This window comes from Flavobacterium sp. 123 (assembly GCF_003634825.1).
GTDB lineage: Bacteria > Bacteroidota > Bacteroidia > Flavobacteriales > Flavobacteriaceae > Flavobacterium.
Genome location: NZ_RBXD01000001.1, coordinates 1,042,247 through 1,063,345, shown reverse-complemented (window position 1 = coordinate 1,063,345; position 21,099 = coordinate 1,042,247). Strand labels below are relative to the sequence as shown.

Annotated in this window: 18 protein-coding genes, 1 tRNA gene and 1 riboswitch; of the genes, 6 read left to right on the top strand and 13 right to left on the bottom strand. The window is 32.2% G+C overall.

Annotated features, from left to right (window positions below; genetic code table 11):
• The first annotated feature begins 7 nt into the window (after positions 1-7).
• Entirely contained in the window at positions 8-1,348 is a 1,341-nt protein-coding gene (locus C8C88_RS04790; RefSeq protein ID WP_121337022.1) for a dihydroorotase, read from the top strand.
• 9 nt (positions 1,349-1,357) lie between these two features.
• Positions 1,358-1,825 (top strand): DUF4296 domain-containing protein, encoded by a 468-nt coding sequence (locus C8C88_RS04785; RefSeq protein ID WP_121337021.1) that lies wholly within the window; start codon positions 1,358-1,360, stop codon positions 1,823-1,825.
• 23 nt (positions 1,826-1,848) lie between these two features.
• On the opposite strand, the gene C8C88_RS04780 is transcribed toward C8C88_RS04785, so the two are convergent.
• Together C8C88_RS04780 and C8C88_RS04775 are read right to left on the bottom strand one after the other, a co-directional pair.
• Entirely contained in the window at positions 1,849-2,502 is a 654-nt protein-coding gene (locus tag C8C88_RS04780; RefSeq protein ID WP_121338568.1) for a polysaccharide deacetylase family protein, read from the bottom strand.
• An 85-nt stretch (positions 2,503-2,587) separates the two neighbouring features.
• A complete protein-coding gene (locus C8C88_RS04775) occupies positions 2,588-5,869 on the bottom strand; it encodes a DUF2723 domain-containing protein (RefSeq protein WP_121337020.1) in 3,282 nt (1,093 codons plus the stop codon).
• Positions 5,870-6,104: 235 nt separating this feature from the next.
• Here C8C88_RS04775 and C8C88_RS04765 point away from each other — a divergent pair.
• Positions 6,105-6,175 (top strand) — tRNA-Gln (locus tag C8C88_RS04765).
• Between the two features lie 109 nt (positions 6,176-6,284).
• Here the strand turns inward: C8C88_RS04765 and C8C88_RS04760 are convergent.
• Positions 6,285-7,274 (bottom strand): NAD-dependent epimerase/dehydratase family protein, encoded by a 990-nt coding sequence (locus C8C88_RS04760; protein ID WP_121337018.1) that lies wholly within the window; start codon positions 7,272-7,274, stop codon positions 6,285-6,287.
• Positions 7,275-7,429: 155 nt separating this feature from the next.
• On the opposite strand from C8C88_RS04760, the gene tyrS reads away from it, so the two are divergent.
• Positions 7,430-8,722: a tyrosine--tRNA ligase gene (gene tyrS / locus C8C88_RS04755; RefSeq protein ID WP_121337017.1), complete on the top strand. Its 1,293-nt coding sequence runs from the start codon at positions 7,430-7,432 to the stop codon at positions 8,720-8,722.
• A 70-nt stretch (positions 8,723-8,792) separates the two neighbouring features.
• On the opposite strand, the gene C8C88_RS04750 is transcribed toward tyrS, so the two are convergent.
• From C8C88_RS04750 to C8C88_RS04740, 3 genes are all read right to left on the bottom strand, one after another.
• Positions 8,793-10,139, bottom strand: a complete 1,347-nt coding sequence (locus C8C88_RS04750; protein ID WP_121337016.1) for a deoxyguanosinetriphosphate triphosphohydrolase — start codon at positions 10,137-10,139, stop codon at positions 8,793-8,795.
• A 144-nt stretch (positions 10,140-10,283) separates the two neighbouring features.
• The gene (locus C8C88_RS04745; protein ID WP_121337015.1) at positions 10,284-10,754 is read right to left on the bottom strand and encodes an RDD family protein; all 471 of its coding nucleotides are present in this window, start codon (positions 10,752-10,754) and stop codon (positions 10,284-10,286) included.
• A gap of 204 nt (positions 10,755-10,958) precedes the next feature.
• Positions 10,959-11,336: a DUF3127 domain-containing protein gene (locus tag C8C88_RS04740; RefSeq protein ID WP_121337014.1), complete on the bottom strand. Its 378-nt coding sequence runs from the start codon at positions 11,334-11,336 to the stop codon at positions 10,959-10,961.
• A 332-nt stretch (positions 11,337-11,668) separates the two neighbouring features.
• Here C8C88_RS04740 and C8C88_RS04735 point away from each other — a divergent pair, with 332 nt between their 5' ends.
• A complete protein-coding gene (locus C8C88_RS04735) occupies positions 11,669-12,823 on the top strand; it encodes a PAS domain-containing sensor histidine kinase (protein WP_121337013.1) in 1,155 nt (384 codons plus the stop codon).
• Here C8C88_RS04735 and C8C88_RS04730 read toward each other — a convergent pair.
• From C8C88_RS04730 to greA, 3 genes are read right to left on the bottom strand one after another with little or no spacing between them, the layout of a single operon-like run.
• Positions 12,815-13,987 (bottom strand): transglutaminase domain-containing protein, encoded by a 1,173-nt coding sequence (locus tag C8C88_RS04730; RefSeq protein ID WP_121337012.1) that lies wholly within the window; start codon positions 13,985-13,987, stop codon positions 12,815-12,817. The two genes, C8C88_RS04735 and C8C88_RS04730, sit on opposite strands and share 9 nt — an antisense overlap.
• Before the next feature lie 58 nt (positions 13,988-14,045).
• Entirely contained in the window at positions 14,046-14,435 is a 390-nt protein-coding gene (locus C8C88_RS04725) for an HIT family protein (protein ID WP_121337011.1), read from the bottom strand.
• 20 nt (positions 14,436-14,455) lie between these two features.
• Positions 14,456-14,932: a transcription elongation factor GreA gene (greA, locus tag C8C88_RS04720; RefSeq protein WP_121337010.1), complete on the bottom strand. Its 477-nt coding sequence runs from the start codon at positions 14,930-14,932 to the stop codon at positions 14,456-14,458.
• A gap of 164 nt (positions 14,933-15,096) precedes the next feature.
• On the opposite strand from greA, the gene C8C88_RS04715 reads away from it, so the two are divergent.
• Entirely contained in the window at positions 15,097-15,513 is a 417-nt protein-coding gene (locus C8C88_RS04715; protein WP_121337009.1) for a hypothetical protein, read from the top strand.
• Positions 15,514-15,572: 59 nt separating this feature from the next.
• Here the strand turns inward: C8C88_RS04715 and C8C88_RS04710 are convergent, their stop codons facing one another.
• The 4 genes from C8C88_RS04710 to pnuC form a co-directional block, all read right to left on the bottom strand.
• Complete coding sequence (locus tag C8C88_RS04710; protein ID WP_121337008.1) at positions 15,573-17,729, bottom strand: TonB-dependent receptor; 2,157 nt, start codon at positions 17,727-17,729, stop codon at positions 15,573-15,575.
• Positions 17,730-17,819: 90 nt separating this feature from the next.
• Positions 17,820-17,913, bottom strand: a riboswitch (TPP riboswitch).
• A gap of 49 nt (positions 17,914-17,962) precedes the next feature.
• Positions 17,963-18,364, bottom strand: a complete 402-nt coding sequence (gene arfB / locus C8C88_RS04705) for an alternative ribosome rescue aminoacyl-tRNA hydrolase ArfB (RefSeq protein WP_121337007.1) — start codon at positions 18,362-18,364, stop codon at positions 17,963-17,965.
• Between the two features lie 17 nt (positions 18,365-18,381).
• Complete coding sequence (locus C8C88_RS04700) at positions 18,382-20,508, bottom strand: DUF4301 family protein (protein WP_121337006.1); 2,127 nt, start codon at positions 20,506-20,508, stop codon at positions 18,382-18,384.
• Complete coding sequence (gene pnuC / locus C8C88_RS04695) at positions 20,457-21,092, bottom strand: nicotinamide riboside transporter PnuC (protein WP_121337005.1); 636 nt, start codon at positions 21,090-21,092, stop codon at positions 20,457-20,459. The genes C8C88_RS04700 and pnuC overlap by 52 nt, the downstream gene beginning before the upstream one ends.
• Positions 21,093-21,099: the final 7 nt, after the last annotated feature.

Here is a 21,099-nt window from a genome sequence, read left to right as displayed (position 1 = left end):
AGATACGATGAATAGGGTTTTAATTAAGAATGCCAAGATAGTAAATGAAGGGGCGATTTTTGAAGGCGATATATTAATTGAAAATGACTTAATTGTTGAAATTTCAGAAAGTATAAGTGCAAAGTCTTCAGAATGTCAAATTATTGATGCCGAAGGGAATTACTTGATTCCTGGCGCAATTGATGATCAGGTTCATTTTAGAGAACCAGGGCTTACTCATAAAGGAGATATTGAATCAGAATCTCGTGCAGCTGTTGCAGGAGGAATCACCTCATATATTGAACAGCCTAATACGGTTCCTAACGCAGTTACTCAGGAGATTTTAGAAGAAAAATATGAAATTGCATCCCGAAATTCTTATGCGAATTATTCGTTTATGATGGGGGCAACTAATGATAATTTGGAAGAAGTTTTAAAAACGAATCCAAAAAATGTGGCGGGAATAAAAATATTTCTAGGTTCTTCAACCGGAAATATGCTAGTTGATAATGAAGCTACATTAGAAAGAATATTTTCAAGTACACCGATGCTAATAGCAGTGCATTGTGAGGATGAAACAACTATTAAAAATAATTTGCAAAAATACAAAGAAGAGTTTGGCGAGGATGTTCCAGTAACGGTTCATCACCTTATTCGAAGTGCCGAAGCCTGCTATATTTCTTCTTCAAAAGCAATTGCTTTGGCTAAAAAAACAGGCGCTCGTTTGCATATTTTTCATCTTTCTACAGCAAAAGAAATGGATTTATTTACCAATAAAATTCCATTGGAAGAAAAGAAAATTACTGCCGAAGTTTGTATTCATCATTTGTGGTTTACTAATGAAGATTATGCTACTAAAGGGAATTTTATAAAATGGAACCCAGCAGTTAAGACTGCAGATGATCGTAAAGCACTTTGGGAAGCGTTGTTAGATGACCGAATTGATGTGATTGCCACGGATCATGCGCCACATACATTGGAAGAAAAAAGCCAATCCTATCTTAACGCGCCTTCGGGAGGACCGCTCGTGCAACATGCTGTTGTAGCTATGTTTGAAGCACATCACCAAGGTAAAATAAGCGTAGAAAAAATTGTGGAGAAAATGTGTCACAATCCAGCTAAGATTTTCAAAATTGAAAAACGTGGTTTTATCAAAGTGGGGTATTATGCGGATTTAGCTATTGTAAATCCAGGATTGCCATGGAGTGTGAAAAAAGAAAATATTTTATCAAAATGTGGATGGTCTCCATTTGAAGGATTTACTTTTAAATCTAGAATTACACATACTTTTGTAAACGGACAAATGGTTTATTCTGCATTTAAAGTGAAAGAAATTAAAGCAGGAAAACGATTGTTATTTGAAAGATAAAAAACGAAGATGAAAAAAATAATAGCGCTTTTAGGGATTCTTGTTTTTCTAAGTTGTAAAGAAGAGGTGGTTAAAAAACCCAATAAACTTATTGAAAAATCGGTAATGGTCAATATCATGTATGACCTGTCTTTACTTGAGGCTATAAAATATCAAGCAGCTGCTGTTTTAGATTCTAATCGAATAACTCCAAAGCAATATATTTATAAGAAATATAAAATTGACAGTTTGCAATTTGCAAAAAGTAGTGTTTACTATGCGGCAAACTATGAAGAATATAAAGCCATGTTTGATCAAGTATCTAAGCGATTAGATAAAGAAAAAGCTAGTGTTGATGTTTTGATTAAAGCGGAAGAAAAGAAAAAAAGAAAAGCAAAGAAGAAAGAAAAGGATGCTGCTGTAAAAGTTACGCCAATTCCTACTAAAAGCACTTCTGATTCATTAGAAATCAATCAAAGAAGAAGGCTGTCAAAATAGTTTTGTATAAGAGTAAAATTGATTTAGTTTTCAATACATTCCAAGGAATCAAATACAAATCCATTTGTTTTTAAAAATTCCAAGGTCTTTGGTAATGCGTACAAAAGATTTTTTTGTGCTTTTATACTATCATGGAATACAATTACACTTCCTGATTTTACATTCGAAATTACATTCTCTAAACATTTTTCGGGAGAAATGGTTTGGTCAAAATCTGCGCTAAGCACATCCCACATAATTATTTTATATCCTAATTGGTGAATTTTTTTAGCTTGAGCTGCTTTTATTTTGCCGTAAGGCGGACGAAATAGTTTTGATTTCAATCCGTTATTGTTATTCTGGATAGTGTCTTCACAAAGTTTGGTATTCTCTAAATATTTTTCTGTTTCTGTTTTCCAGCCATTTAAATGATCAAAAGTGTGATTTCCTATTGCATGGCCTTCTTCCATTACTTTTCTGAACAGTTCAGGGTGTTTCAGGATGTTATTGCCAATACAAAAAAAGCTTGCCTTAGCGTTGTATTTTTTCAATTCATCTAAAACCCATTGTGTTACCTCTGGTGTTGGGCCATCGTCAAAAGTGAGGTAGACTTTATGTTGTTTATTGGGAACATCCCAAACATAATCAAAGAATAGTTTTTTTATAAACGACCTTGTTTTTATCCAGTAGAAGCTCATTTTGTTTGTATTAAAGTAAATAAAAAATGCAGTACTTTTTGAGTACCACATTTTTTATTTATTAAATTTTACATTTTGTAATTCATTATTCTTTTTCACGACCAAAACGTTCAAAGATGTTGATGTAGGTGTTGAAAGGCGTTTTGCATTGGTTGTAAAAAGCCATGTCGCCACTTTCTTTCGCTACTTGTAATAAACCTCTATAGCGTTCTAAATCTGTGATGATTTCAATTGCAATACTAGTTTGTTCTGATGGGTCTAGTTTGCTGTAGTAATCAAGATTTTCTTGGTATTTTTTGATTAATTTTTTTAGTAAGTCTTGCGCTTTTGCTTTTTCACCAATAGCATAATATCCTTTTGCAAAAGGGTCGACTAAAGAATAATAATCAAATTTTTCTAGTGGCATTTTAGCCATAGCGAGATCAATAATATTTTTAGCTTTTTCTTTTTTACCTTCTACAATAAGTTGATTCATCAATCTGGCAAGGTAAGAACGGTAATTAATACTATTCTTTCTTGTTTCAGGATCGTGATAAATAGATAGGCTTTCGCTATTTCCCCAATCCATTTTCATAACATTATTGTATAGTTTGTCTGAATCAATCATACCCATGTCTAGTGGACTACCATCTTTTGGAAGAGGAGTTCTTATAGGAACTAATTTGTACGCCATTCCTTCTAGTTGAAGGTAATCCTTCATCCATAAATAATCTTCAGCGTCAAAAGCTCCATTGCTAAAATAAATTGGTCTTTTCCAATTGTTATTTGCTATGATATCTAACATCATCAATCTGTTTTTGTACAAAGCGCTTCCTTTTATATCAATGTCAATATAAGGAACAATTGAATCATAGTATTTTGGAGATACCACCTTGTTTTTAATGATGTCATCCTTATTTATTGTAATTCGGATTTTATTCGTTGGATAAAAATGGATAGTTTGTCCATTTTGCATTTCCACCGTTGATTTAGGATTTTTAATAAAATTAATAAAATCCTTAATATCCCATCTGCTTTCAATTTTTTGAATATAAGCCACATAGTCTAACTTGTCACCTACATACTCATCGTGGTTGAAAGAGACAGGCAATGGTTCTGACTCGTATGTTTTAGTTTTCATTTGGTCTATGTACCAATCGGTCATGAAAAGACTAGTATTTACAATTTTAACATCAGTTCGTACTTTTTCTATTTCTTGCGCATACCAAAGCGGGAATGTATCGTTGTCACCAATGGTGAATAATATAGCATTTGGATCACAAGAAGTTAAATAAGATTTTGCTAATGCAACAGCAGTGTATCTGTTTGAACGGTCGTGATCATCCCAGTTTTGATACGCCATCAATACTGGGGCTGCTAATAAACAGGCTCCAATAAGTACTGGTCCAGCAATTTTTGGGGCTAAATAGTTTCGGGCACTTTCATATAATGCGTAGACACCAAATCCTATCCAAATGGCAAAAACATAAAAGGAACCTACTAAAGCATAATCTCTTTCGCGAGGTTCAAAAGGCCTTTCGTTTAAGTATATTTTCAAAGCAATTCCTGTAAAAAGGAATAAAGCTAATAGCACATAAAAGCTTTTTAAATCTTTATTAGCATGATACATTAATCCAATAAGTCCTAAAATAAAAGGTAAAAAGAAATACGTATTGCGTCCTTTGTTGTTCAATACATCCGAAGGTAAATTATCTTGAGAGCCTAAATGTAAGCTGTCCATAAATTTGATTCCGCTTATCCAATTGCCATTTAAGTTGTCATATTTTCCTTGAACATCACTTTGACGTCCAACAAAATTCCACATTAAATACCTCCAGTACATATAGCCAAATTGGTATTCAACCATGAAACTGAAATTGTCAATTGTAGATGGTTTTTCAACAATTAAATAATCGCCATAACTTTTAAGAAATGAGATATATCCTTCATTGTCAATTTGTTTTTGAGCGTAAGCTTGTCTAAATTCAGTTACAATTTTTTCAACCTCATTTCTTAATTGAGCAACCGATTTGTTGTATTCTTCTTCCGTAAGTTTGCTAGCATCAATACCGTATTTAGCCAAATCATTTTCATAAGGATAATCAGGATTTAGTTTAAAAGCGGGTGGGTTTGTGAAATTCATATAATTTTCAATATGATCAGGACTCCACATTCTTGGTAAAATAGTCTTTTGACTGTCATCACCATTTTGTTCCGCTTTTTTGAAGTTATTAGTGATTACATATTTACCCGTTTTATAATCTCTTTCGTAGTTAGGCGCTTTGTCTAAATACGGATTGTCTTTGTCTAATCCAGCAAATGATTCTGTGTATTGTGGTCCGTAAAATAAAGGATTCACGCCGTATTGTTCTCTATTGTAGTAGGCTAAAACTTCGGCAGCATCCGAAGGTTTATTTTCATTAATTACGGTATTTGCATTGGCACGAATAGGTAACATCATCCAAGTAGAGAAACCAATTAAGATAAATAAAATACAAAGAATGATGGTGTTGTAGAAAACCAGCCCTTTTTGTTTGGTGTATTTTAATCCGAAATAAAAGAACGCAATGAATAATAAGGCTACAAAAATAGTTCCTGAATCGAAGGGTAGTCCTAAGTCATTCACCATGAAAACTTCGGTTTTACCAAAGAAAGCCATTGTTAGTGGTAACAGTAATTTAAAAATAAATAATAAAATAGCAATTACAACCACATTAGCAATCAAGAAGTTTTTGATGGTAACCTCTTTGTAATTTTTAAAATAATATAGAAAACCAATAGCAGGAATGGTCAATAGCGCCATAAAGTGAACTCCAAATGAAAGTCCTATAACAAGTGAAATGATTAACAACCATTTGTCACCTCGAGCAGTATTCATGTCTTGTTCCCATCGAAGTCCCAACCAAAAAAGTAAGGAAATAAGTAGCGATGCCATTGCATATACTTCGGCTTCAACAGCATTGAACCAGAAACTATCAGAAAAAGTATAGGCTAATGCTCCTACTAAAGAACTTCCAAGGATTACGATAGCGTTATTTGTATCAATTTCTGAAAAACGAGAAATCAATTTTTTTAGAATCATGGTCGATGACCAAAACATAAATAAAATGGTAAAGGCGCTAGAAAAGACAGAAGTCATATTAACCATCAAAGCAATATGTTCTTTATCTAAGGCAAACATGGCGAAAAAAGCACCAATCATTTGAAATAAAGGAGCTCCTGGTGGGTGTCCTACTTCTAGTTTAGCTGCTGTGGCAATGTATTCGCCACAATCCCAAAAACTCATTGTAGGCTCGACAGTAAGAGTGTATGTTATTAATGCAACTGCAAATGCAAACCAACCTGTAATTGTATTCCATTTATTGAAATTGAATTCCACCTTATTCATGTAGTAATTTTTATTTTTTTACGATACAAAGAAAATGTTTTTTTATCTAATGATACGAGCATTAACAAAAAATTCTAAAAAACAAATATACATCAGTAATGGATTGGTTTTTAGTTTGTTTGTCAGGATGAAAAAACGGCTGGAGTCCCAAGTAAAAAGTTTTTTGATAAAAAGCCCCCAAAAATTTGGAGAAATTAAATTTTGTATTAAATTTGCACTCGCTTAACAGCACTGCTGGTCTATGGTGTAATGGTAACACAACTGTTTTTGGTGCAGTCTTTCAAGGTTCGAGTCCTTGTAGACCAACATAAAGCCTCTCAAGTAATTGAGAGGCTTTTTTTATGCCTAAATATTTTAATCAAAAAGACAATTTACGAATTGATTTTTTATAAAATGAAGCTGTATACAGGTAAAATTATAAACCAGAAATGGTATTTATGTAAGTATTGATATGGGTGAATTCCGTATTTAAAACAGCTTTTATTTTTTCATTCGAATATAAGTTTTTCGAATAAGAAGCTTTTGCGTTAGCTCTTGTAAAACTTCTTTTCTTGAATAAAAAAGTAGCCAAAAACCAATCTATTCTCCAATAAATTTCAGTTAATATAGGTTTTGCGTGAATTCTAGTTTTTTTTACTTTTAAACCATCGGCTATTGCGTCTAATACTTCTTTGAAGACCATATTTTCGGCAACAAGAGTAAAACGATCGTTAGTAATTGAACTTTTCATTAATTCAAAAGCCATTCTAACTACGTCAGTTACTGCAACAAAGCCGGTTTTTCCCAAAGTATAAAAAGAAAGTCCTTTAGCTACTTCTGTAAAAAGTTTTCCGCTTCCTTGTTCTCTAAAACCAGGGCCAAGTATAACTCCAGGATTAACAATAATTACATTAAGCCCTTCTTGTTGTCCACGCCAAACTTCCATTTCAGCACCATATTTTGAAATAGCATAATCACTATGTGGTTTTTCTGGATTCCATTCTGTGGTTTCTGAAATCATTTTTTCTTGTGGTCCTAAATCACCAAGGGCTGCGATAGAGCTTATAAAACATAATTTTTTTATGTCTTTAGCAATGCAAAAATTCACAATATTAGCTGTTCCTTCGATGTTAGTTTTGCGAATTAAATCTTCGTCTTTTGGGTCAAATGAAATTAATGCGGCACAATGATATACATATTCTATATCATCAAAAACATTTTCTAATGAGGGAACATCAATAATATCAGCCTGAACCCATTCTATTTTTTCAAATAAAGTAGCTTTTTGATATAAAGCAAAAAGAGATTTTGTTTTTTCAATAGAAGATATACTTCGATAAATGGCACGTACATTTTCATCATTTTCAATCAAATGAAGCAATATATGAGCACCAACTAATCCTGTTCCTCCTGTTACTAAAACCATTTTGCGAATTTACGAATTACGAGTTACGAATTGCGATTTTTGGTTTACAAATTGAAATTGCCATTAAAATTGATATTGCCATTGCTTTTCGAATTACTATCTTTGCCCACACGAAGCCTGAAAGGCTGAATTGACGAAAGTAAATTGATTGAAAAATGAAGAATTTTATTGAAGAAGTGACTTGGAGAGGAATGCTCCACGATGTTATGCCAGGCACAGAAGAACATTTGATGGAACAAATGCGTGTGGCGTATGTGGGGATTGACCCAACTGCAGATTCATTGCATATAGGACATTTAGTTGGAGTTATGTTGTTAAAGCATTTCCAAATATCTGGACACAAACCATTAGCATTAGTTGGTGGAGCAACAGGAATGATTGGTGATCCGTCTGGAAAATCGAATGAGAGAAATTTATTGGATGAAGCAACTTTACGTCACAATCAAGAAGCTATAAAAGAACAATTATCTCGTTTTCTAGATTTCACATCGGATGCAGCTAATGCAGCTGAGTTAGTGAATAATTACGACTGGATGAAGAATTTTTCTTTTCTTGATTTTATTCGTGATGTTGGTAAACATATTACCGTCAATTATATGATGGCAAAAGATTCTGTAAAGAAACGATTGTCTTCAGAAGCTGCCGAAGGAATGTCATTCACAGAGTTTACCTATCAATTGGTTCAAGGATATGACTTTTTGCATTTGTATAGAGAGAAAAAATGTACGCTTCAAATGGGTGGAAGTGACCAATGGGGAAATATAACTACGGGAACTGAATTAGTTCGTAGAATAGCCAGCGGAAAGGCCTATGCATTGACTTGTCCATTGATTACAAAAGCGGATGGAACTAAGTTTGGAAAATCCGAAGGAGGGAATATTTGGTTGGATGCGGCTAGAACTTCTCCGTATAAATTTTACCAATATTGGTTGAATACTTCTGATATTGATGCAGAGAAATACATTAAGATTTTTACTTTTTTATCCAAAGAAGAAATACAGGATTTAACGGAGAAACACAGAGAAGCACCGCATTTACGTTTGTTACAAAAGCGTTTAGCGGAAGAAATTACTGTAATGGTACATTCTGCTGCCGATTTAGAAAACGCCATTAAAGCATCTGGAATTCTTTTTGGAAATGCAACTGCTGAAGATTTGAAACAATTAGATGAAGCTACTTTCTTGGAAGTTTTTGACGGAGTTCCTCAAGCTGAAATTGCAAAATCAGAAATCGAAAGTGGACTTGATATTGTAACTGTTTTGAATGAAAAAACAGGATTTTTTAAATCAAATGGAGAAGCGAGAAGAGCGTTGACCGCTAATTCTATTTCAGTGAATAGAGAAAAAGTTACCGAAGAATTTGTGCTTTCATCCAAAGATTTGATTAACAATCAATTTGTTTTATTACAAAGTGGAAAGAAAAATTATTTTGTTATTCGAGTAAAATAATTTTCTAAATAAAAGGTGTTTTTTAGATAAAACACAAATTATAGAAGTAAAAACCTAATTAGTAATCTAATTAGGTTTTTTTTCTGCCGTTAATTGTGTCGTAAAGTTCCAATGCATTTCCATCTGTTAGCATAGAAACATAATGGCATATATGAAGCAATCTTTCGTACACATTGTCTTTTTCTAAATCATGTTTTTCAGGCAACATTTTCAAAATTAATTTATCATAATTTGAAGCCGTTCCGTTGTATTTATTATTGAAAGCTGTTATAAATTTATCCAGTAAAGTTTGAATAATTTGGTATCCTACAATCTCTTTTTCGATTACTTCTCGGCTCTGATAAATATTTTTTACACTGATATTGATAATGTCGTCCATTTGGGCTTTAAACTTGCTTTTATCGGTTAAAGCATAAGGGAAATTACCGTTTAAAATGGCTGCTTCATTTTCGATAAATACTTTTACTGCATCATTAATCAAACTTCCAATTGCCAATGCTCTTAAGTAACTAATGCGGTCTTCTTTAGTAGTTAGTGTTTTGTATTTAGCAGTATCGATAGCGTCTTTTACTAGTTTTATCAAGTATTCCAAAGCAAATTCTTCTTGTACTAATCCTAAATTTATCCCGTCTTCAAAATCAATAATGGTATAACAAATATCATCAGCAGCTTCGACTAAATAAGCTAATGGATGTCTTTCAAAACCAATATCATTTCCTGATTTATTTGGAATCATCCCCATATCAGCAGCAACATCTTGAAAGAAGTCTTTGTCGGTTTGGAAAAAACCATATTTTTTGTCTGCAATATTTTTTGTTGGTTTTTTAGGCAAACTTTCTTTTGGGTATTTCATAAAAGCGCCCAAAGTAGCATACGATATGCGCAGTCCACCTTCAATTCCTGGGCGACTAGCCGTAAGCACAGAGAAGCCATTTGCATTTCCTTCAAAATCGACTAAATCTTGCCATTGTTTTGGAGATAATTGGTCTTTGAATTGTTGTCCGTTTCCAATAGAAAAATATTCGCCTATTGCTTTTTCACCCGAATGACCAAAAGGAGGATTTCCAATGTCATGTGCCAAAGAAGCGGCAGCGACAATGGCTCCAAAGTCATTCATATGATAGCCATGAACTTCTTTTAGATGCGGGTATTTTTCGATTATTTTTTTACCTACTAATCTTCCTAATGAACGACCCACTACTGAAACTTCTAAACTATGTGTTAGTCTGGTGTGAACAAAATCAGTTTTTGAAAGCGGAATAACTTGTGTTTTATCTTGTAAACTTCTAAAAGCAGACGAGAAAATGATTCTATCGTAATCGACTTCAAATCCTAATCTTGTATCGTCTTGTTCTATACGCAATCTCTTGCCTTTGTCGCCTTGTCTTTTTAATGATAAAAGTTGTTCCCAGTTCATGCTTGGATTTTATATTAATGGTTTTGTCTTATTTCTGATTTACAAATGTACAAAGAGAAAGATGAATTGGCGTAAAATAAAAACAGCCATCAAAATAGATAGCTGATTTTATTTAAAATGGTGTCTTTTCTTAATTTGAGAATATTAAAACCATCCCTTTTTTTCTACAAAAGGATGTTTTTTTACTACATAAGTTCCTGAAATAGTATCATGCCAACCTCGAGCTGGAATTTTTAAGAAAGTTAAAAAATCGATTGGAATTAATCTGCAAAAAGTACGCATAAAAATGGTTTTATTATCCGGTTTTGAGCCGTCTTTCATTGTTACAACAGTTTTTGTAAAATATTTTGCTAATGATCTAGAAAAATAAATTTCAGTTAGACTATAATATAAAATAGCAATTATAATCCCTATTACACATTGATCGATAAGATCTAAATTTTCAATTTCCTCTGATAAAAACCGACTGTTAGTAACGTCTGAAATTATTTTTATTGTTGTTTCTATACCAAGAAGTATAGCATATATAATGAGTAAGTCAATGATTAAATTAAAAAAACGTTGGACGGGTGATGCTAATAAATCCGTAGAGATAGTGAAGTTTAGATTTTCCATTTTTTATTGATTTAGATAAATAATAAAACAATTGGATTTAATATAACTAACTCAAATATAGTGATTTAATTTCGTTTTTTATTTTAAATTTTCAATAAAAAATAGTTCGAAATAGAAGTTTGATTTCTTTCCTTTTCAACTAAAAAACAAAACCCGACAACTGATTTAGTTATCGGGTTTTAGTATGGTTTATGCATTTTTCAATTAAAATGGCAAATCGTCTGGTTCGTCTTCGTTTAAGTTTGTTGCAGGAGCAAAAGCTTCAGCAGCTGGCATAGGAGGAGTTTGAGCAGAAGGAGCTTCAGCTTGAAGTTTTGCAATTCTCCATCCTTGTATTGTGTTGAAATAAACAGTTTCACCTTGTGGATTAGTCCATTCACGACCTCTTAAATTGATGTCAATTTTAACAGGTTCTCCTACTTGAAAATTATTTAATAAGTCACATTTGTCTTGAACAAATTGTACTAAAATATGTTGTGGATATTGTTCGTCTGTTGTAACAACAACATCTCTTTTTTTGAATCCTGCTGAACCAACCTCTTTAGTTTGGTCAATCATTTTTATTTTCCCTGTAACTTCCATCTTTGTTGTTTTTTATTTTTGTTTTATTTTTTCTTTGTCAAAAGTACTTTCTATATCGCTAGTACGTATTGTTGCTTAGGTATTTAGGCTCTGAAAGTTGCTTTTTCAGTAGTATCTGAGCTTAAATGCTTTTTAGCATAAAATTTTCTTCTACAAATATACTAACTTCTTCTGTTGTAGACAAGGCTTCTGTATTTCCTAATTTGCATAAATAATTCCTATCAAAAACGAGGCTTTTGGTATCGAACTAGGTGTTAAATCAATAGGAATTTCAAAATAGTCTAAAATCTTTTTATAATTATTTCGTTATATTTATAATCAAAATTTATTTTATGTCTTTTTCAGATCAAAGAAATTTAACACGTTGGGTTATCATTTTTGCTTCTTTTTTAATTATTTCATTAATTCTTTGGAATACCTATACTTTTTTTCAAATTTTCAAAAATGAAGAACGTTTAAAAATGAGTCTTTGGGCTAATGCACAAAAAACATTAATTAATGCAGGATCTAACACTGATGTTGAACTTCCGCTTCAGATATTTAGTAATAATACTTCAATCCCTATTATTTTAACCGAAAAAGACAGAATTATTAATACGGTAAATATCGATGAAGCAATTGTAAACAACAAACAGTCTGCAACTGAATTTTTATCCAATTTGAAGAATGAAAATGAACCGATAATAATTGAATATGCTCCAGGGAAATTTCAAAAGCTTTATTATGGAAATTCGGCATTATTGAATAAACTCAAATACTATCCCATTGCATTGTTACTAATCATTGTTTTGTTTGGAGGATTAGTCTATAATTTTTACAGAAGTACCAAAATGGCTACCCAAAATAAGCTATGGGCAGGAATGGCTAAAGAAACAGCGCATCAAATCGGGACGCCATTATCTTCACTGATTGGATGGGTGGAACTTTTGAAAGCGGAACATGTAGCGGAATCAACGACTTTTGAAATTGAAAAAGATATCGAGCGTTTGCAAACCATAACGGACCGATTTTCGAAAATTGGCTCTGAGCCTAAATTAGAACGTAAAGATATTATTCAAGAAACATTTCAATCGTATGATTATTTACAATCTCGATTTTCAAAACAAGTTGAGTTTTCTTTTAAAGCACCAAAAGATACCATTATGGTTTCTCTCAATACTACTTTACATAGTTGGACTATTGAAAATTTAGTTAAAAACGCAATCGATGCGATGAAAGGCAAAGGAAAAGTTGCCTTGGAGATTTTTGAAGAAGACGATTATGTCAAAATAAATGTTTCGGATACTGGAGGAGGAATTCAAAAAAAACAATTTAAAACAGTCTTTGAACCAGGTTTTACAACCAAAAAAAGAGGTTGGGGATTAGGACTTTCTTTAACTAAAAGAATTGTGGAAGAATACCATAAAGGAACGATAAAAGTGCTGCATTCCGAAATAGGGAAAGGGACAACAATGCAAGTAAGTCTGAAAAAAAGTGAATTAGTTTAATGGGATTCCAAACCACGAAACTTTAGTAAACATAGTTTTGCGTATCAACTTGCTTTTACTCAAATAATCGTTTACAAACTTTAAATGCATTTCAGATTCAGCTAATCCATCAGCAACTGATTTTTTCATAGCATTAAAGTTATTAGCATTTTTTGGATCAGAAAAAGTCATTAGCGAAAGTGCCTCTTGACATTTTTTAAATTTATCATTTGGAATTTGAATCTTTGCTTTAATTTCTTCATCGGGTAGCAAGGGCTTGAATTTATTATTTCGATAATAAATAAAGTCGTTTAACTCATTTATAGCTTCGTTAAATTCGGTTACAATTGCATTGTATTTAGTCGTAATTTCATTTTCGCGTTCGTTGTTCCAAGCTGTTTTTGTGTAGGCATACGCTTGTGAAATTAATTGATTTTTTATTCCATTTTCCTCAATTCTTGTTGCAGATTCGAATAATTGATCCGTTTTAGGTAAAGATTCATATCTGGAAATTTCGCTTATAAAATCAAATTTTTTCTTTGATTTATTGATTTGGGTTTTACCGTTTATAAATTCTTGATTTGTTATAGGGTAATTCAGAAATTGCCATAAGTAATCAAATGGTATGTGCGAAGATATCATTTGCGAAGGCGCTACTTTGTAATAAAGATTATTGATTTTTCGGGTGTACTTGTTATTGTTTACATACCCTGAGCCCCAAGTTGGATCAAATAAATACCATTCATTGTTAATTTTAGCAGCACACCAAGCATGTGAAAGTACATCTATTTTGCCATTTTGTTTGGTATATCCTTCAATTACAAAGGATTTTATACCTGTTAAACTAGCAATTTCATGAAATAGCATGGAATAGTCTGCACAAATTCCTTTTTTTGTTTTTAATGTTTTTGTTATTCTTTTGGAAGTGTTGTTCTCAAAATCAACTTGATACATATTAGCGATATCGTAGCTAATATTTGATGTAATCCAATAAAAAATAGTTCGAATTTTATCGTCTTCAGTTTTAAAATTAGAATCAATATAACGAGCAATATCTGTGGCAGATTGCGTTTCTGATTGAGGAATTGCAGTAATTTTTTTATCAATCAAAGTATAGTCTACTTTAACTTGACCAAAGCTTAAAAGTGTATATAACAAAGACAAAAATAAAAAACTGCTTTTCATTTGGTTTGAGATTTTCCTAAAAAAACAAATGTCCCGAAATTTCGAGACATGTATTTAATTATAAATTATTTTGAATGCTTTTTGCCAAAGCTTCAAATTCTTCTTTAGTCATAGAAACCTTATTCTGAAATCGCATTTCGTCCATTTCGTTCAAAGGAATAAGGTGAACATGGGCATGAGGTACTTCAAGGCCTATAACAGCCATTCCGATTCTTTTACAAGGAACTGTTTTTTCTAATGCAATTGCAACTTTTTTGGAAAACTGCATTAGCCCAATATATAAATCATCTTCGATATCAAAGATTTTATTGATTTCTTGCTTTGGAATGCAAAGAGTATGTCCTTTAGCATTTGGATTTACATCTAAAAATGCTATAAAATTATCATCTTCTGTAATTTTGTAGCAAGGAATTTCTCCTTTTATAATTTTTGTAAAAATAGAACTCATGACTATGCTTGTTTTAGGTTTTAATCTCTAGAAATCTCTAAAATTTCAAATTTTAAAACACCATTAGGAACTGTGATTTCGGCAACTTCACCCACAGATTTTCCTAATAATCCTTTCCCGATAGGAGAGGTTACGGAAATTTTTCCTGTTTTCAAGTCGGCTTCACTTTCTGCAACCAAGGTATATTTCATTTCCATTCCATTGGTTTGATTCTTAATTTTTACATTTGATAAAACCAACACTTTGGAAACATCCAAGTTAGTTTCGTCAATTAATCTTGCATTCGAATGTACTTCTTCTAATTTTGCAATTCGCATTTCAAGCATTCCCTGAGCCTCTTTTGCGGCATCGTATTCTGCATTTTCAGACAAATCTCCTTTATCTCTTGCTTCTGCTATATCTTGTGATGCCTTAGGGCGCATCACGCTTTTTAGGTAATCTAATTCTTCTCGTAATTTTTTTAAACCTTCTGCGGTGTAATAAGATACTTTACTCATAACTTCATCGTTTATATAAATAGAAAAAATCCCATCAGGACGGGATTTCTTTCCACAAAGATACTATTATTTTTTATAGTCTATAAATATATGTTAATCATATACATTTCAAATGTAAATAAATTAAATTTGTTTCGCTAATTCTTTTAATTAATTATTAAATAATGAAAAAATACATTTTTTTAGGTCTTTTTCTCTCTTTGTTTTTTTCATGTAGCAACAATGATTTCAATAATAAGAATCCTTATATTCCTAATTATACAGTTGCATTAGATATTAATATGAGCCTACCGGCTTACTCTAAATTATTGTATGTTAGTAATTCCATATATTATCCGTCCCAAGGTGCTCGTGGAATAATTATTTTTAATACAGGTAGTGGTTATAATGCATTTGATGCCGCTTGTCCGAATCAAAATTTGAGTTCTTGTTCTACCATGACAATAAATGGAATAAATGCAATTTGTGGTTGTGATGAATCTTCTTATAGTCTATTTACAGGTTTGTGCGCAGGTAAACAATATCCCTTGAAGCAATACCTTGTTGAGGTAAATGGGAATGTGTTGCATGTTTATAATTAAACAAAAAATCCTGACCGAATTAACAGCCAGGATTTTTGGGAATATATAATCTAAGTAATTTAAAATTTCAAGGTCAAACCAGCTAAGAAATTGATTCCAGCTTGTGGATAATAATAAGGATAAACATCCCACATGTATCCGTTTGAAACGTATTTTTTGTCTAAAACATTGTTTACTAATCCAGTAATTATGATAGATTTGAAAACAGATTTAGGTTTGATTTCATAAGCCACATTCCAATCATTTACAAAATAACTTGCCAATTTAGCATCTGCTAATTCAATGTTATTCATATATTGTTTTCCAACATACTTTTGTAAAAGAGAAATTTGAAAGTTCTCTGTTGGTTTGTAAACAATTATGTTTCCTGCGATAACAGCTGGAGAATATGAAATATCTTTTGTTCCATAATCTTCTCCAGCTACATTCAAATCAATATTTTTATTGCTACTCAAAGTAAAGTTTGGTCTAATGATGATTTGGTCAGATACTGCAATTGTTGCATCTACTTCAAGCCCTAATCGATAACTTTTTTCGCTGTTTGAACGGATAGGACTTCCTACATCATCCAGTTTTCCAGTTAATATCAATTGGTCTTTGTAGGCCATGTAATAGATATTTGAGTTGAATTTTATTTTATCAGCTGCATATCTCCAACCAATTTCAAAATCATTTAATTTTTCAGGTTTAGCATTTCCGCCTTCATAATCCGTTCTATTTGGCTCACGATTTGCTCTGGCATAAGACAAGTATACTGCACTTTTGCTATTTATAGTGTAGTTTAATCCGGCCTTTGGATTAAAAAAATTGAAGTTGTCATTTACAGAACCAGTTTCTGGACTGTCAACTTTATAATGTACATTTCTAAGTTGTAAATCTCCGAACAAACTCAATTTCTCTGATATTTGGTAATTTGCTTTCGCAAAAACGTTGCCGTCGGTTTTACTTCCAAAATTATCATAATAATGATCTCCTAATTCACTTTGCGAAGCATATCTAGCCCAGATTACTTTTCCAAAATGACTTCCTTCGTATTTGTTATAACCACCGCCAAAGATTAGATCTAATTTTTCATCCTTATAATTTGCTGAAAATGTTGTTCCGTAGAAATTATTATCCAACCATTTTTGACGAATTAAATCTGTTGCAACAACTCCACCGCCTACAGGAAGTAATCCGTAGTCAGCAAAATCTTGATTTTCTACATATTCTTCGTAATATCCTTTTCCTTTGGTATAATGAAAAGCTAAATTAGTATTCCAATTTTTGGATACTTTTTCATTCCAATGTAGCTGATAATGATCTTGTTGGTAATTGTCCGTTTCATTATCATAAAAACGAGCATTTCCTAATTCGTCCGTAAACATTCCAGCAAAATTGAAAGTTCTATTGTTTGCTAAAGTTTCTCCATCAATTCCATACCATGATTGATATGTTTTTTCTTTTCCACCAAAAGCCAACGCCTTAATTAAAGTTGTTTTGCCAACATAGGTTCCTTGCAAAAAGTATGATTTTAAATCCGATGCGCCTCTGTCAACATAACCATCTGATTTTAATGTTGATAATCGACCTGCGATTTCAAAATGATCATTCATCAAACCGCTACTGAATTTCACAGTGTGTTTTTGGGTATTAAAACTACCAAAAGAATTCGCGATTTCTCCAGAAGCTTTACCCGAATACGAATCAGTTAACATGTTTAAACTCGCACCAAAAGCTCCTGCTCCATTAGTTGAAGTTCCTACACCGCGCTGCAATTGAAGGCTTTCAACCGATGAAGCAAAATCAGGCATATTTACCCAATAGGTTCCGTGGCTTTCAGAGTCGTTGTAAGGGATTCCATTGATTGTTACATTTACACGTGTTGCATCACTACCTCTTACTCGAATACCTGTGTAACCTACACCGTTTCCAGCATCTGAAGTCGTAACAACCGAAGGTAAAAAATTCATTAAGATTGGAATATCCTGTCCTAAATTTCGGAATTTGATTTCCTTTTTGTCCAAATTGCTAAAACTGACTGGTGTTTTTGTGGTCACACGAACTGCCGAAACCAGTACTTCATCAAGTTGATTTACTTTGGTTGAGTCTTGTTGTTTCTCTTGCGAAAAAGAAGCAAACGAAATTAGAAGGAAGAAGCAAGCAGTTATAAATGTGCTTTTGTTTTGTGCCTTAGCGCATAGCTTTTGGCTTTTTTTGTAAAATAAAGTATTCATCCGTAAAAAAATTACGAATAAAAGGGGGAATTATTCTTTTGTTAAATTAATAAATGATTGTTTCCTATGACAAAAATGTAGCGTGCACTCTAAGTTTTGTCATTTTTTCCCTTAACAGCATTACCTGTTCAGGTTCGTTGGGTATAATCTCAGCTCGTTATTTAGAGCACCCCTTTGAGACGAGACAAAATTAATTATAAATTGTGAATTATGAATTATGAATTGCAATAAATTTAAAAATCTGGTTTTCGTCTATTTTTTTTGATGTCGGAAACGTTTTTTTTATCCTTAATTCTCTTTCTAATAACAGATTTTGGAATTTTTGTGGCTTTTCTAATTTTCGGAATTACAAGTGCTGCGGTTATAATATCAAGAAAACGTTTGGTAACAATCGCTTTATTTTTGAGCTGACTTCGGTCTTCATCACAATTCAAAATCAGTATTTTTTCCGATGTTAATCTCGAATAAAGTTTGGTTTCTAACAGCAATTTTTCTTCTTGGGACAAAACTTTGGAATTTCCCAAATCAAAGGACAAAACCACTTTCGTAGAAACTTTATTCACGTTCTGTCCGCCAGCACCGCTACTTCGTACCGCTTTGTATTGTAGCTCTGAAATTATCTTTTGAGGGTCCATTTATGGTGTTGAAAATATTATTGAGGTTGATGCGCTGGTTTTAATAAGTCATTCACTGTTTTTACCGGATTAAAAGTAATTAAAGGAACTTGTACAAAAACAGTGAGCCAATTCGCCATAGCGCCATTCCATAATCCAGGGTATTCATATCCTTTTATGTTTTTTCCGGCACTATTTTTATCAACTATGAAACCACTCTCGTGATCTATAAAATCATTCAAATTAAATTTTTCGTTTTTATAATTTTTTATACCACATACTAAATCAACAGGGTTAAAGTGGGTGGCGCTATCCATTATTTTTGCTTGCTTTTTGTTTTTTAAATTGACTTGCGAACTTTCAACAATTTGGAGAGAAACAGCTCCTTTCTTGTTTTTTATCCAAAAAGGTCCGCCTCCAGGTTCTCCTTCATTTTTGACCATACCACAAACTCTTATTGGCTTGTTTAAGGTTTTTTTCAATTCAGAAATTTTATCTTCTAAAGGCAATGTGTCAAAGTCAGAATCAAATACTACATTCAGTTTTTTAGTTACAAAAAAGATTATTTCATCAATGTTTTCGGCTTTAATTTCTGTACTGTCAATAGCGTTTAGATATGAAAAAATTTGCTGTTGTAATTCCATCAGAATTCCTCCTAAAGCTTTTTTATAAAGAGTTATTCTTTTGATGTTATTCTGAATAACGTTATCAATGTTTTTTATGAAAATTAAATCTGCATCTAGATTGTTTAAATTGTTAATCAAAGCTCCATGTCCGCCAGGTCTGAATACTAATTCGCCGTTTTCATTTCTAAAAGGGCTGTTGTCTGGATTTACCGCTAGCGTATCGGTATTTTTGTTTTGGTAAGAATAACTAACATTTATGCTTGTATCCAGTTTTTTTTCGATTGGCTCTTTTATAGTTGCAACAATGTTTTCAAATTGATCTTGATGTGCTTCAGAAACGGTAAAATGCAAATGTGATTTTTTATTGGAACTTGAATAATAAGCACATTCATACAAGTGTTCTTCTAAAGCTGTTGCGATATGAGTTTTGTATTTGTGAAAAGGAAGAATCGCTTTTGGTTTATTTGCAAAGTTGAAAAAATCTGCTCCTAAAAGTAATTTGATAAAATAATAGTTTTTATAGTCTCTTTCTAATGAATCAAAGTCAGGAAATACCTCTCGCAATTTTGCGTCAACTGCCTCAAAAAAAGGAAATTTTTCTAAACCAATAATAAATATAGATAGTTTGCTTTCTTTTTTTCTGTTGATATACGCATTTATACTCTCGTTTTCTATGTCGAAATCATTAAGAAAGGTGTTTAAAAATTTAAACATTCTGGTTGCTGCGCCTGAAGCAGGAACAAATTTCTTTAATTTTAGATTTGCTTTATGCGCATCGTAGAAAGCTGCTTTTTGTTGGAAATCATTTTCAGATAATTTCAAAATACCAGATGATAAGAATGCAGGACTAACTAAATCAATTTTTGAAATTCCATTTTTGAAATAGGATAGTTGTTTTTCAACATTCTCTATAGGAATGCCATATTCATATATTTGAACAAAATCAACAGAAGAAAATCCCATTTCTTGTGCTTTTGCCAAATCATTTATAATCGTTGTCGCTTTTTCTAATCGTGTTTTTTGATCTCCTGAAAGAGTTATAAATGGCTTTTTATTGTCTATTAAAGATTGTTTAAAAACTCCAAAAACGGATTCTCTACCTTCGGCTTTATCTCTCAAATCGTCTTTTTCCCAAGGAACATCAATGTTGGTAAGAAAAAATAAATCATACTCGTGTTCCAGCGCAGCTCTATCAAGTGCAGGATCGCAATAATTATAGTATACTTCTGAAAAAACCTTGGTCACCATAAGATTGGTGTCGCAAAAAAGATATTTATTTGCCTGTAAAACGGTGTCGTTTTCTAATTTGGTTTGCCCATAAGCAATAGGAAGCATGTCATCAATGTCGCAAATTTGCTGATGATTGTCCCATTTTTCCTGAAGATATTCTCTTGCAAATTCAGGAACCCATTTGGTATTGTAGTATTCAGCAAGTTGTTTAGACAAGGTAGTTTTACCTGTACTTTCAGGGCCAAATAACGCAATTTTTATGATTCTATTTCCGTCGTTTTTAGCGAGCTGTCTGAGATTTTCTTCCATTCTAAATAGCCAAAAATGGCAACTATTGTAAATACTATGTATTGAAAACTTGTAAAAGTAAAGCCTTTTGAAAAATATAAAGGAATGGAAATTACATCTCCAATGATCCAGTAAATCCAATTTTCGACTTTTCTTTTGGCCATAAGCCACATTCCAACAAAGAAAATTCCCGTAATGAAGGTGTCTACATAAGCATACCAAGTAGTAAATTTATCAAAATAATGATATACTAAAACTACTCCAGAAACTGTAAATATAAAAATAAATACAGCAATTCGTTTTTCGGAATTAGAAATTATCGAAATAGGAAATTCCACCGTGTCTCCTTTTTTTCTTGTCCAATGATACCAGCCGTAAAAACTCATTACAAAATAATATCCGTTGATTATCATATCGCCTAATAAGCTCCATTGCCATAACAAATACACGTAGATTGAGGTGCTTATAATTCCAGTTGGGAATACTAAAATGTTATCTTTTTTAGCGTACCAAACGCTTAGCAACCCAAAAATTACAGCAATTATTTCTAAAACAACATGAAAAGTTGGGTAGTCTTTATATTGAGAAAATAAATATTCGAACATTATTTTG

Bases quoted from the DNA above. Each gene is read 5' to 3' on its own strand.
- C8C88_RS04760 (WP_121337018.1), bottom strand. From the start codon at position 7,274: ATGGTTTTAGTAACAGGAGGAACAGGATTAGTTGGTGCTCATATATTG.
- C8C88_RS04725 (WP_121337011.1), bottom strand. From the start codon at position 14,435: ATGAGTTCTATTTTTACAAAAATTATAAAAGGAGAAATTCCTTGCTAC.
- C8C88_RS04730 (WP_121337012.1), bottom strand. From the start codon at position 13,987: ATGAAAAGCAGTTTTTTATTTTTGTCTTTGTTATATACACTTTTAAGC.
- C8C88_RS04710 (WP_121337008.1), bottom strand. From the start codon at position 17,729: ATGAATACTTTATTTTACAAAAAAAGCCAAAAGCTATGCGCTAAGGCA.
- arfB (WP_121337007.1), bottom strand. From the start codon at position 18,364: ATGGACCCTCAAAAGATAATTTCAGAGCTACAATACAAAGCGGTACGA.
- tyrS (WP_121337017.1), top strand. From the start codon at position 7,430: ATGAAGAATTTTATTGAAGAAGTGACTTGGAGAGGAATGCTCCACGAT.
- C8C88_RS04780 (WP_121338568.1), bottom strand. From the start codon at position 2,502: ATGAGCTTCTACTGGATAAAAACAAGGTCGTTTATAAAAAAACTATTC.
- C8C88_RS04715 (WP_121337009.1), top strand. From the start codon at position 15,097: ATGAAAAAATACATTTTTTTAGGTCTTTTTCTCTCTTTGTTTTTTTCA.
- C8C88_RS04750 (WP_121337016.1), bottom strand. From the start codon at position 10,139: ATGAACTGGGAACAACTTTTATCATTAAAAAGACAAGGCGACAAAGGC.
- C8C88_RS04735 (WP_121337013.1), top strand. From the start codon at position 11,669: ATGTCTTTTTCAGATCAAAGAAATTTAACACGTTGGGTTATCATTTTT.
- pnuC (WP_121337005.1), bottom strand. From the start codon at position 21,092: ATGTTCGAATATTTATTTTCTCAATATAAAGACTACCCAACTTTTCAT.
- C8C88_RS04745 (WP_121337015.1), bottom strand. From the start codon at position 10,754: ATGGAAAATCTAAACTTCACTATCTCTACGGATTTATTAGCATCACCC.
- C8C88_RS04700 (WP_121337006.1), bottom strand. From the start codon at position 20,508: ATGGAAGAAAATCTCAGACAGCTCGCTAAAAACGACGGAAATAGAATC.
- C8C88_RS04775 (WP_121337020.1), bottom strand. From the start codon at position 5,869: ATGAATAAGGTGGAATTCAATTTCAATAAATGGAATACAATTACAGGT.
- C8C88_RS04790 (WP_121337022.1), top strand. From the start codon at position 8: ATGAATAGGGTTTTAATTAAGAATGCCAAGATAGTAAATGAAGGGGCG.
- C8C88_RS04785 (WP_121337021.1), top strand. From the start codon at position 1,358: ATGAAAAAAATAATAGCGCTTTTAGGGATTCTTGTTTTTCTAAGTTGT.
- greA (WP_121337010.1), bottom strand. From the start codon at position 14,932: ATGAGTAAAGTATCTTATTACACCGCAGAAGGTTTAAAAAAATTACGA.
- C8C88_RS04740 (WP_121337014.1), bottom strand. From the start codon at position 11,336: ATGGAAGTTACAGGGAAAATAAAAATGATTGACCAAACTAAAGAGGTT.